The sequence below is a fragment of the Metabacillus dongyingensis genome, assembly GCF_019933155.2.
Classification (GTDB): Bacteria; Bacillota; Bacilli; order Bacillales; family Bacillaceae; genus Bacillus_P; species Bacillus_P dongyingensis.
Genome location: NZ_CP082944.1, coordinates 4,737,757 through 4,749,800, shown reverse-complemented (window position 1 = coordinate 4,749,800; position 12,044 = coordinate 4,737,757). Strand labels below are relative to the sequence as shown.

Below are 12,044 nucleotides of genomic sequence, written 5' to 3'. Positions count from 1 at the left end.
AGGAGGTCACGAAAATTGTTTTTCAAAAGATTCTTTGTTCTCATTTTAATATGTATTATTTTGATTAGTGCTATTTTTTTCCGAGAGAATGAATCTTATGGAATTTATAGTGAACAAGAGTTTCATGAAGTGAAAGAGATGATAAAGAAAGATGATCAAAGACTCGAAGCCTATATACAATTTATTGAACTAGCAAACAATTACTTAAAAAGAAAAGCTAATCCAGTAGATTACTTGTATATTCCCCCAACTTATGTAGATAACAGCGGCCATGCAAAAGCCCGAAAAGATATTACTGAAGATGCTTATGCAAGTTATATATTAGGGCTTGCATGGAAGTTAACAGACCAAGAGATATATGCAGAAAAAGCAATAGACATATTAAATCATTGGTCAAAAACTAATAAACAAATCTCAGCTAAAGATGATACTCCACTGGTAGCTGCAAATAGCGGAATAGGATTTATATATAGTGCTACATTACTACATGATTATAAAAAATGGGATCAATCACAATTCCGAAAATGGGTTGAATCTACATACTTGCCTACCATTCAATTCGCCCGAAATAGATCAAATAATTGGGCGAATTGGGGTAATTTGGCCTCTCTTACTACTTATAGTTATTTAGGTGATAAAAGTAAATTAGAAAAGGAAGTTATGTACACCAAAAAAATAATTGTTTCACAAATTGATGCAAATGGAAAAATGAAGGAAGAAATTGCTCGAAAGGCAAAAAGTATGAGATATACATATTTTGCATTAGCACCACTTACACAATCAGCATTTCTTATTTATAACGAAACAAATACTAATTTATTTGATTTAAATAGTTTAGAAGGTAAAAGAATAAAAGCGGCATTCGATAAATTATATAATGCAGTTGAAAATCCAAATAATTGGCAGTATTATACTAAAACGGATCTAGAAAAACCAAATATGGAAGGAAACAACAATTGGCCGGGTAGTTTAATTGAAGCTATGTCACATATATACCCTCAAGAAAATTATAATCATTTAATAACGGAATATAGGCCGATATTAGGAGGATATATAGCTAACAGGGGACCACATCATTTAGCTTGGAATTTCCCTACACTAATCCCTCCAATAATTTCAAATTAAAGTTAAATGTGGAAGTTCAAACTGTAGCCAGCCGCAACAAAGATGAAAGATGTAACCATTACGACTTTTATAGAAGAGCAGTATTTTACTGTCTGCAAGTGGGAAGTAAATGGACAAGCGTCATTTACGCAGGATCAGCCTTTTCTTCTTTGCAGTGTGATTGAAGGAGATGGCGAGCTTATTCATGATCGTAAAAGCTATCCGATTCCAAAAGGAACTCATTTTATTCTGCCTGCTGAAACTGGAACTTTTTCAATTAGCGGTAAATGTAATTTAATCGTTTCTCATATATAAGAAAAGACAAGGGTTCCGGTGCAGGAATCCTTGTTTTAGCATTCTATAAATTTATTAATCTGAATATTGACTGAATTAAAACTATTTACTATAATGAAGACAGATTAATGAAACCGGTTCGATTCATCTAGAGGAATATTCTACATAAACAGAAATATATTTTAATAGTATCTTCAATAACCCATGAAATACTTCTTTAATATTTCATTATTTTTTTACTGTTAATGAAACCGGTTCGACGAAATGTGGAAGAGGAGATCTTAATGGTCACAATAGGTGATGTAGCAAAGCAGGCTGGTGTATCTAAAAGTACGGTTTCGAATGTATTCAGCAAGAAGCGTCCGATAAGTGAGGATGTGACAAAGCGTGTGATTCGGGTTGCAAAGGAATTGAATTATGTTCCCAATCACATGGCGAGAAGTCTGGCTATTAAAAAGACAATGATTATTGGTCTTAAGATGCCGACTGTCAAAGATTATGAGTTAAGCAGCTTTGAAACGAAAGTGATTAATGGGGTTGTGAAAAAGTCTTCGGAAAGCGGATACCGGGTTCTTTTGGACCGCATTTATGAAGGAGACGACCAAACGAACTTTTCAAGGGATCCTGTTGACGGTGTGATTCTATTAAATCCCCGTGAAGATGATGCGCGTATTGTGCAATACAGGGATTCCAGCATGCCCTTTGTCCTGATCGGGCGGCCAGACAGAACGGACATGGATATCAAATGTGTAGATAATAACAATATTGAAATGGCGAAAGAGGTCGGGGAATATTTAATCGGCAATGGCCATCGCGAGATTTTGTTTTTAAATGCTTCTTATCATATGACGGTAGCAGAGGACAGAAAAGCTGGGCTGATGCAGGCCTATGATAATTACAATATGCCGTTTGACGAGGGGAATGTTGTTTATTATGATCAATCGACCTTTTCAAACGCATCTGAATATGGGTATGTTTCTTTTTTAGAAAAGATAAATGAGAAGAAGTATACAGCGGTCATTGCGGATTCGGATCGTGTTGCACTTGGGGTAATGAGAGCCGCAAGGGAAATGGAAGTGGATATTCCGGGAGATGTTTCCCTGATTGCTTTGAGCAATAATGAGACCCTGGCTCTTGAGACGACTCCTAACTTAACGAGTGTCGAGCTGTTTCCTGAGAAGCTGGGGGAGGAAGCGGCTGAGGTTCTGATTAATATGCTGAACAAACAGCTTGTTCCAAGAATCAGAACAATCCCTGCAAAGCTGGTTATTCGCGATTCTTGTCAAGATATGAAGCATCAAGAAGCGTAATGGATGAAGCATGAGAGGAGGGGAGACCAGGAATCTATCGAGATTCTACATACTAAATTGTAAGGGCTTACAGTAATTAACAACGATTAACAGGGGGATTATGATGAAAAAACTGATATTTTTAGTACTTGCTGTTTTTCTTGTTTTATCAGGGTGTCAATCGAGCACGGGCAGCTCGGGCGGCGGGAAAACGGAACCTGTAAAGGCACCGGATCGCGATTTAGCGGCAGACGGCTTGCCGGAGTTTAATGAAAAGGTTGGAGAATTGGGGAAAACGGATTTGGAAATTTGGCTGGCAGCTGACTATGCCAATACAGCTCCAATTCAAGATGCAATCAAGGAATTTAAGGAAGTCTATCCGAACATTTCAATTAAAACGGTTGGAATTGAATGGGGAGATATGAGCAATAAAGTAAAGCTTGCGGTTTCCAGTGGAGCGGTTCCTGATATGGCTCATGCCCATGCCTTTGCAATGGGTGCACAGGGTCTTGCTGAACCGGTTGATGATCTGTGGGAAGAGTGGGGCGAAGAGGATAAATTTGTTCCAGGCGGTATTGAAGATACGACCTGGGAAGGTGTTAAATACGGAATGCCGATTGATGTAAATACTACAATCTACTTGTATAACAAAAAGGTTTTTGAAGAGAACGGCATCAAAGAAGCGCCTAAAACGCTTGATGAGTTAGTGACTGTTTCAAAGAAACTGACAAAGAAAGATGGATCCAGATATGGAATCGTGACGAGTGCGAGCGGATGGAGTTTCTTCGGAAATGTCATCGCAGCGGGAACGAACACGCTGAAGTTTGATGGGGACAAGGTGACAGCAAATCTGAATGATCCAAAGATTGTTGAAACCATGGCGAAATATACAGGCTTAGCAACGGAGGATAAATCATCTCCTGTTCCTCCGCCGCAAGAAAGACAAACCGATCATCCTGTAGCGATGTTTGGAACAGGAAGAGCTGTTTCCTTCATTTCTGGACCTTGGGATATCGCAAGAATTAAAAATGAGTTTCCAGATTCCTATAAAGACCTTGCAACAGCTCCGCTTCCTGGCGATGGAAATGGTTCTGTATTGGGAGGAGGCAGCTTGTTTGTTCCAAAGGGATCTAAAAACAAAGTCGCTTCCTTTGAGCTGATGAAATGGTTTGTTTCAGACAAGTATGGAATTCGGTTAGCTAAAGAGCAAGGCCGTCATCCGGTGAAAACACATTTATATGAAGATGAAATGTACAGTGATCCATTATTGAAGCCATATGTAGAGACGCTGCAAGAGGCTGTACCGTATAAATTGGAAGCGTATCCAGAAGCAAATGATGCATGGGGTAAAGCTTTGCGTGCTGTGTTTGACGGGGCTGATCCGCAAAAAACGCTGGACGAGGCACAGGGAATTGCCGAAAAGGCTGTTAATTCAGCTAAATAGATACTTTTAAAAAGAGTTGATTTTGAAAGGGTATGTGAAGACATGCCCTTTCCCTTTAAAGGGAGTGATGATAATGAAAACAGAAATGGCTTCTCAAATGAATACTGAAATAAAAACGAAAAAAGAGTTTCATAAATTAAAAGATTATATCGGGTCTTATCTATTTGTTTTACCTGCACTTAGTTTCTTATTTATATTCTCCATAGCGCCTATTCTCTATTTAATTTGGCTGAGCTTTCATGATTACAGCCTGCCTAATCCCGCTGTGTTTACTGGCTTAAAGAACTTTTCTCAAATGCTTCAAGACAAGCTTTTCATTAAGAGTCTCGGAAACACAATCGTTTATACAGCCGGTTCCATGTTTTTAGGGCTGGGCGGCGCGATTGCCGTTGCTGTGCTTCTTAATAGAAAGCTTAGAGGCTTACGATTTTTTAAAGTGTTTTATTTTCTGCCGACGATCACCTCTGAGGTGATTACAGCCATGATCTTTTTGTGGGTGTTTGATAATAACCTGGGCATCCTTAACTATTTGCTGAAGGTTGCAGGTGTCGAAACACCGCCGGCCTGGCTTTTGCAGCCGGCTACAGCGATGATCATTCTGATTCTGATTGGAGCATGGAGAGGCACAGCTTATAATATCCCGATTTTCTTGGCAGCCCTTCAGGCCGTTCCTCAATCTTTATATGAAGCAGCAAGGATTGATGGAGCTAATTCCTGGAAGCAGTTTATACATATTACACTGCCATCGATCACCCATATATTAGTTTACACCATGGTTATGTCTGTCATTGGATCGTTCCAGGTCGTAGCGGTTGTAGATATTTTGACAAACGGCGGACCGATGGACAGCACGATGGTAGTCATTAAACATATTTGGCAGCAGTCGTTTGAATTTAACTATGTTGGCTATGGAGCTGCACTGTCACTTGTTCTATTCCCATTCTTGCTTGCAGTGACCTGGCTTCAATTAAAGCTATCCGGAAAGGACTAAATTCGATGAAAAAGTCAAAAATCCTGAAAAACTTCATCCTGTATTTTTTGCTGACGTTTGTCTTATTCGTGTTTTTAGGTCCATATATTTGGATGCTGATGACGGCCGTGAAGTCTCAGGGTGATGTCATGGTTTGGCCGCCCAAAATTTTGCCAACAGAATTTCATTGGGAAAATTTCCTGAGAATCTGGCAGGAAACAAACTTGCCGAGAGCTTTCTTAAACAGCTTTATCGTATCAGCTTTAGCTACAATTATTAACGTGTTATTTGCGTCGTTGGCGGCTTTTGCCTTTGCAAGACTGACATTTCCGGGAAGAGATAAGCTTTTCCTCTTAGTGCTTGCGACGATGATGATTCCTTCTGGCTTAATGGTTGTTCCGCTCTTTTTCATGATGAAAAATGTACCGTTCGCTGGGCCTGATGGATGGCTTGATTCCTATGTGGGACTCATTCTTCCCTTTGCAGTCACAGGCTTTGCCATTTTTCTGATGCGTCAGAACTTCCTTGCCATACCAAGAGAATTGGATGAGCAGGCAACGATTGACGGCTGCTCAAAGTTTCAAATTTATTGGAAAGTGATCATGCCTTTAAATAAACCGGCGATCGCATTAGTGGCAATCTTTAGCTTCCTGAGTCACTGGAACGAGTATTTATGGCCATTGACGATTGCGAGATCGCAGGAAATGTACACGATACAGATAGCTCTTAAAGCATTCCAGGGCCAATATAACATCGATTGGCCGTTAATCATGACGGGGGCAACTACTGCAGCTTTGCCGATGATTATTTTGTACTTTATTCTACAGCCTCTATTTGAGCAAGGACTGGGAGGACTGGGTTCGGGAGGAAAAGAATCGTGAGCCAGGTTCACAAAGTCACCCTGTCTAAGTGGATTGAACATTCTCAGCAGGGCGAGTACATCACTTTACCTTTCTCTGTCCCGGACGATATTGAAGAAATAAAGGTAGAGCTGTCTTTCAGTCATGCTGATGAAAATATTATTGACTTGGGTTTGGAGGATCCCAATGGTTTTAAGGGGTGGAGCGGCGGTGCCCGCAAGGATATTTTTGTCCGTGAAGACCGTGCGACACCAGGCTACACGTTAGGCGAACTTCCTGCCGGCGAGTGGGGGGTCATCCTGAATGCTTACCGTGTTCCTGTGGCGTGTGAGGTCAATGTTTTAGTCACTCTTATGATGAGCGAAAAGAGATGGTTGAAAGGGGATCTGCACCTGCATTCCAATCACAGTGATGGTGCCTTTACTCTTGCAGAAGTAGTCGAAAATGCCAGGCATGCTGATTTAGATTTTGTGGCATTAACGGATCATAATACGTTCAGTCAAAACTACCAGTATCCGCTGGTTGAAGATCTGGCTGTCATTCCGGGAGTTGAGCTGACGACAAACCGCGGGCATTGCAACTTTTACGGCGTGCACAAGCCCTTTGCCGATTTTCGCTGTGCAACGAAGGAAGATGTTCAAGAGAAGCTTGATGAAGGGATGGCAAACGGCGCCGTTATTTCCATCAACCATCCGCACTGTTCGTTTTGCTCGTGGGAATGGGGCCTGGAGCATTTCGATGTGAAAATAGTGGAGATTTGGAATGGCCCTTGGAGCAAGCAAAATCAAGCTGCTTTAACATGGTGGGATCTGCAATTGCAGCAAGGGAAGAAAATCGTGGCGATAGGCGGAAGCGATACCCATCGCCTTCATGAAACCATTAAATATGGAACGCCAACGACATGGATTTATTCGGATATGCATACGCCAAGAAAGCTATTAGAAGCTTTAACAGCTGGCCAAGTGAGTATTGCCGGCCGTCCAACTTCCCCTTGGATTCAAATGCAGACGGGTGAGACATTGATGGGCGGCACTTTTAAAAGGAATCATGACAGGACACTTATAAAAATTGATATTCCGGAAAGTACTGGCGGTCTTTTGAAAATCATTACGGATCAAGGGGACGTTTTTAAAAGCCATAAACCCGCAGGAACATTGTCTAGAACTGTTGAGATTCCAGACAGCAGCTTATATGTGCGTGCTGAATTATGGGACGCGGAAACCGACACTCCAATTGTCATCAGCAATCCGATTTATTTTTCATAAGAAGCAGGTGAAAAGGTGGATAGAATCTTTCAAGGCAAGAACAGAGCTCTAATTGGCGCTCATCGCGGTGCATCTGCGTATTGTCCGGAGAATACGATGTCGTCTTTTAGCAAAGCCCTGGAGCTGCAGGCTGATATGCTTGAGCTTGATGTCCAGCTGACAAGTGACGGGCATGCGGTTGTCTTCCATGATTTTTCACTTGAGAGGACAACAAATGGAACAGGATTTGTGAGTGAACACACTTTATCTGATTTAAAAAAATTAGATGCAGGTATGTGGTTTTCAGAGGAGTTTGCAGATGAACAGATTCCGGTACTCGAGGAAGTTTTAGCATGGGCAAAGGGGAAAATCGTGCTCAGCATCGAACTGAAGCAGATGGAGCACCTGAAAGAACCATTAGCTAAAAGAGTCACAGATTTAATCCGAAGCTATCAAATGGAAGACCAAATCCAGCTCATGTCCTTTAACCATGCATCCTTAGCTGAAGCTAGGAATCACAGCAAGCACATCCTCACAAATGTCATTTGCTCTTCGCGATTAGCAGATCCTGTCCGTTATTTGAAAGAACTGCAGGCACAAGTATTAAATGTGCCGATCAATCAATTATCTCCAAGTTTAATAGAAGAGCTTCATCAGGCCCGCTATTATGTGCATGGAAGCATGAGCGACGATATCCGTGTATGGAAAACGCTTCAGGAATGGAAAATCGACGCGATGGACACGAATCTGCCTGACGTCATGATAAGAGAAAGAACGATTCATCATTCATAAAGGAGGCCTTTAAATGGAATTTCACAGTTTAAAAGGAATTATCGATCAAAAATATGTTGAGAAAGCATGTTCAAGGTTAATTATGGGGACGGCTCATTTCTATCAATATGACAGCAGGCAGCAGGCATTCGATATGCTGGATGAGTACTTCAAAATAGGCGGAAATATGTTTGATATGGCTCATCAGTACAGAGACAGCGAGGTTATTTTTGGGGAATGGCTGGATTTGAGGAAGAATCGCAGTGAGGTTCATATTTTAACAAAAGGGGCTCATCATGATGATGGTGAACCAGGTCCCCGCGTAAATCCGTCAGCCATTTCTAAAGATATCTCAGAAAGCCTAGAGCGATTGAATACAGACTATATTGATTTCTATGCCCTTCATCGTGATGATGAAAGCGTAGAGGTTGGCGTGATTATGGATGTTTTAAATCAGCATCTTGCTGCAGGGCAAATTCATGCGATTGGGGCTTCAAACTGGTCGCACCAGCGCATACAGGAAGCAAATGAATATGCTGCAGCGCACGGATTAATAGGGTTTACCTTTAATAGTCCGAACCTGAGCCTTGCAAAATGCAGGGAACCAAGATGGCCCGGATGTATTTCAGTGGATGAGCACATGGAGAATTGGCACAAAGGCTCACAGATGCCGCTGCTCTCATGGTCATCTCAAGCAGGCGGCTTCTTCAGCGGAAGATTTGCTCCTGACAGAAAAGATCATGAAGAAATGGTTCGGGTCTATTACACCGAGGATAATTGGAAAAGGTATGAACGGGCTAAGAAGCTTGCTGAAGAGAAGGGTGTTACGGCTATTCAAATCGCACTCGCTTATGTGTTGAATCAGCCATACCAAACGGCAGCCATCATAGGGCCGGAGAATTCAGAAGAATTAATGTCATCAGTAACAGGTTCAGTGATTAAGCTGACGGCTGGGGAAATGAACTGGCTCAATTTGATGGAACGAGAAGCAAGTGTTTAAGGAAAGGAGCGACCAGAAATGAAGCATAAATTCGCTGCCCAATTATATACGCTGCGAAATGAAATTCAGAATGATTTTCCAAGCACATTAAGGGTGTTAAAAAAAATGGGCTGGGAAGCTGTTCAAATTGATGGCCTGTATGGGTATTCACCTGAAGAGATTGCCGGGGTTCTTAACGAAACAGGGTTAAAAACGGCCGGCATGCATGTCAGCTTAGACAGGCTGACTCATGAACTGGATGAGGTGTTAAAGGAAGCCAGACTGTTTCAAACATCAGAAATCATCTTGCCTTATTTAGACGACCATTTAAAAAATGAAGAAGGATACAAAAACGTCAGAAAAGACCTGCTCGCCATTTCTAAAAAAGCAGTGCCGCAGGGATTTCGAATCGGCTATCATCATCATGATTTTGAGTTCGAAACTGAGATCGATGGGGAATATGCTCTGGATTACCTTCTGGCTCCGCCAGAGGTTTTTCCGGAAATTGATACATATTGGGTGAAAAAAGCAGGACTTGATCCATTAAGTTATATTCGCCGCTTTCCAAATCAAATGCCTATTCTGCATTTGAAGGATATGACCAGCGACGGAAAAGAAAATTTTGCAGAGATAGGCGCAGGCTGCATCGATTTTGAACCGATTCTTAAGTGGGGAGAACAAAACGGTGTAGAGTGGTATGCGGTTGAACAGGATATTTGTGAAGGGAGCCCATTCGATAGCTTGGAGCTCAGCCTTGCAAACCTGATCAAAATGACAGCCAAATGAGAGACATACAAGGGGTGACATCCATTTGAGAGAGATTGAAGTTGTTCATGTCGTATTTAAAACACATCTTGATATCGGTTTTACAGATTTAGCAGAAAATGTGACGAATCAATATATTCAGTCCTACATACCCAAGGCGATTGAATTAAGCCGGGAGCTTGAGAAGGAGAAAGACAGTGCCGGGTTTGTATGGACTACGGGCTCTTGGCTCATTCATGAATACTTAAAACGGGCAAATGCTGATGAAAAAAAGGTCATGGATGATGCCATATCTAGAGGATATATCGCCTGGCACGGCCTTCCTTTCACGACACATACGGAATTGATGGACAAAAATCTGTTTAAATACGCATTAACGATCGCGAAGAATCTTGATGCGGAATATGGAAAAAAGACGATCGCGGGGAAAATGACAGATGTCCCGGGACATACAAAGGCTATGATTCCTCTGCTCGCTGAAAGTGGAATCAAGTATTTGCATTTTGGAGTAAACCCCGCCTCAAAGGTCCCTTCCGTCCCTAACCTGTTTGTATGGAAAGCGGAGGATGGCTCTGATGTCATTGTTAATTATGCAGATAATTATGGGGATGTCTTAAGGATAGATGGATTGAATGAGGTGATGGTCTTTGCCCACACCGGCGACAACTGCGGACCGCCCTCGATAGAGGATATTAAACAAGAGTTTGCTGGATTAAGAGAACGATTCCCGAATGCCAGTATTAAAGCTTCTACTATGGATGCCTTTGCAGAAAAACTTCTCGCGATCAAGCATACACTCCCAGTTGTGCATGAAGAGATAGGCGATACATGGATTCATGGAGCGGGCACCGATCCGAAAAAAGTTGCGGAATACCGTGAGCTGATCAGGCTTCGAAATACATGGATCACACAAGGCAGACTTGAAGAAGACAGCGAAGAATTCAAGGAGTTTTCGGATTGGTTATTGTTAATTCCTGAGCATACATGGGGCCTTGATGAAAAAAAGTATTTAAATGACTATAAACATTATGCAAAACAAGATTTTAAGTCGGCTAGAGAGCGGGACTTGATTTCAAAAGATGCGGTTCCTGATAAATACGGCTACATTGGTTCATTTGCAATGCATGAATTTGATAATATGTCCAAGCAGCTTTTTTCAACCACATGGGAAAATAGAAGCTACAGCTTATTTGAAAGTTCATGGAAGGAACAGAGAGGGTTTCTTCAAAAGGCTGTTGGCGCGCTTTCTTCTGACAAACAGCAGGAAGTGAAGGCAGCCCTTGAGGCATTAGTGCCTGTTAAGAATGAAGGGAACTTTTTAGGGGAAATGAGAACAGGCGCTGTATATTCACTTGGGGAGTTCCAAGTATCCTTCTCGGATGATGGCTCCATCTCCCGATTACTTGATCAATCAGGTAAAGAGTGGGCCAGTCAAGATCAGCGGCTTGGTGTATTTTCCTATGAATCTTTCGGAACAGAAAACTATCAGACGTGGTTTAAGCAGTATGTAGAAAATCTTCATCAAACCTACCGCTGGTCAGAGGCAGATCAAGGGAAGCCGGGCATGGAGCTGGTAGAGCCCATTCCTGTACATACTCTTTATCGTCCTGAATTAATTTCCCTGACAAAGCATAAAGATCAGAGCTTAGATCGAGTCTATGTAAACCTTCGTTTGCCGGTTCAGGCTGCAGAGCTGTACGGTGCTCCAAGAGAAGTTGAGATTATCTATACATTTTTAAAGCATGAGCCAACGATTGATATTGAAATGAATTGGTTTGAAAAAGATGCAAACCGTCTTCCTGAAGCGATATGGTTCTCATTTAGTCTGCAGGTAGATAATCCGTCTCTTTGGAAAATGGATAAAATGGGCACCCTGATTTCTCCATATGAGGTTGTAAAAAACGGAAACCGCAACCTTCATGGCATACAGTCGGGAGTAACTTACCATGGAGCCGACGGATGGGCTGTCATTGAAACAAAGGATGTCCCTCTTGTGTCTCCTGGAGAGAAACGATTATTACAGCTTGATAATAAACCTTCGAATTTAGAAAACGGCTTTCATTTTAATTTATACAATAATGTATGGGGAACGAATTTTCCAATGTGGTACGAAGAAGATGCTAAATTTAGATTTTCATTGAAGCTTCATTCATATGAAAAATAAGAAGTTGTTTTTAATAGATCGTTTAAAGAATAAACCTCGGTGAGCTGGATCTCATTGAGGTTTTATTATTAAACGAGAAAATAATTTCAATTTTCCTGTTGTGCACAAGAAGCATAGACAATATGATTAATCTTATACAAGTTTGATGGGATGGTGGGGG

The 12,044-nt window shown here is 41.6% G+C and carries 11 protein-coding genes; all 11 read left to right on the top strand.

Features of this window, described 5'->3' with window-relative positions; translation table 11 throughout:
• Positions 1-15 precede the first annotated feature (15 nt).
• The 11 genes from K8L98_RS23455 to K8L98_RS23405 all read left to right on the top strand — a co-directional run bounded on the left by K8L98_RS23455 (position 16) and on the right by K8L98_RS23405 (position 11,884).
• Entirely contained in the window at positions 16-1,125 is a 1,110-nt protein-coding gene (locus tag K8L98_RS23455) for an alginate lyase family protein (RefSeq protein ID WP_223438565.1), read from the top strand.
• Between the two features lie 42 nt (positions 1,126-1,167).
• Positions 1,168-1,419 (top strand): cupin domain-containing protein, encoded by a 252-nt coding sequence (locus K8L98_RS23450; RefSeq protein WP_223438564.1) that lies wholly within the window; start codon positions 1,168-1,170, stop codon positions 1,417-1,419.
• 263 nt (positions 1,420-1,682) lie between these two features.
• Complete coding sequence (locus tag K8L98_RS23445) at positions 1,683-2,708, top strand: LacI family DNA-binding transcriptional regulator (RefSeq protein ID WP_223438563.1); 1,026 nt, start codon at positions 1,683-1,685, stop codon at positions 2,706-2,708.
• Positions 2,709-2,811: 103 nt separating this feature from the next.
• Positions 2,812-4,131 (top strand): extracellular solute-binding protein, encoded by a 1,320-nt coding sequence (locus K8L98_RS23440; protein ID WP_223438562.1) that lies wholly within the window; start codon positions 2,812-2,814, stop codon positions 4,129-4,131.
• 73 nt (positions 4,132-4,204) lie between these two features.
• The gene (locus K8L98_RS23435; protein ID WP_223438560.1) at positions 4,205-5,122 is read left to right on the top strand and encodes a carbohydrate ABC transporter permease; all 918 of its coding nucleotides are present in this window, start codon (positions 4,205-4,207) and stop codon (positions 5,120-5,122) included.
• A gap of 5 nt (positions 5,123-5,127) precedes the next feature.
• Positions 5,128-5,982 carry a carbohydrate ABC transporter permease gene (locus K8L98_RS23430; protein ID WP_223438558.1) on the top strand — a complete coding sequence of 285 codons (855 nt, stop codon included), beginning with the start codon at positions 5,128-5,130 and terminating at the stop codon, positions 5,980-5,982.
• Complete coding sequence (locus K8L98_RS23425) at positions 5,979-7,226, top strand: CehA/McbA family metallohydrolase (RefSeq protein ID WP_223438557.1); 1,248 nt, start codon at positions 5,979-5,981, stop codon at positions 7,224-7,226. Before K8L98_RS23430 ends, K8L98_RS23425 begins: the two co-directional genes overlap by 4 nt.
• Before the next feature lie 15 nt (positions 7,227-7,241).
• Entirely contained in the window at positions 7,242-7,997 is a 756-nt protein-coding gene (locus K8L98_RS23420) for a glycerophosphodiester phosphodiesterase (protein WP_223438555.1), read from the top strand.
• A gap of 13 nt (positions 7,998-8,010) precedes the next feature.
• A complete protein-coding gene (locus K8L98_RS23415) occupies positions 8,011-8,976 on the top strand; it encodes an aldo/keto reductase (RefSeq protein WP_223438553.1) in 966 nt (321 codons plus the stop codon).
• A gap of 18 nt (positions 8,977-8,994) precedes the next feature.
• Entirely contained in the window at positions 8,995-9,741 is a 747-nt protein-coding gene (locus tag K8L98_RS23410) for a sugar phosphate isomerase/epimerase family protein (RefSeq protein ID WP_223438552.1), read from the top strand.
• Between the two features lie 25 nt (positions 9,742-9,766).
• Positions 9,767-11,884: a DUF5054 domain-containing protein gene (locus tag K8L98_RS23405; protein WP_223438550.1), complete on the top strand. Its 2,118-nt coding sequence runs from the start codon at positions 9,767-9,769 to the stop codon at positions 11,882-11,884.
• Positions 11,885-12,044: the final 160 nt, after the last annotated feature.

Excerpts from the sequence above, each read along its gene's own strand:
- K8L98_RS23415 (WP_223438553.1), top strand. The coding sequence starts at position 8,011 with ATGGAATTTCACAGTTTAAAAGGAATTATCGATCAAAAATATGTTGAG.
- K8L98_RS23450 (WP_223438564.1), top strand. The coding sequence starts at position 1,168 with ATGAAAGATGTAACCATTACGACTTTTATAGAAGAGCAGTATTTTACT.
- K8L98_RS23430 (WP_223438558.1), top strand. The coding sequence starts at position 5,128 with ATGAAAAAGTCAAAAATCCTGAAAAACTTCATCCTGTATTTTTTGCTG.
- K8L98_RS23445 (WP_223438563.1), top strand. The coding sequence starts at position 1,683 with ATGGTCACAATAGGTGATGTAGCAAAGCAGGCTGGTGTATCTAAAAGT.
- K8L98_RS23435 (WP_223438560.1), top strand. The coding sequence starts at position 4,205 with ATGAAAACAGAAATGGCTTCTCAAATGAATACTGAAATAAAAACGAAA.
- K8L98_RS23410 (WP_223438552.1), top strand. The coding sequence starts at position 8,995 with ATGAAGCATAAATTCGCTGCCCAATTATATACGCTGCGAAATGAAATT.
- K8L98_RS23440 (WP_223438562.1), top strand. The coding sequence starts at position 2,812 with ATGAAAAAACTGATATTTTTAGTACTTGCTGTTTTTCTTGTTTTATCA.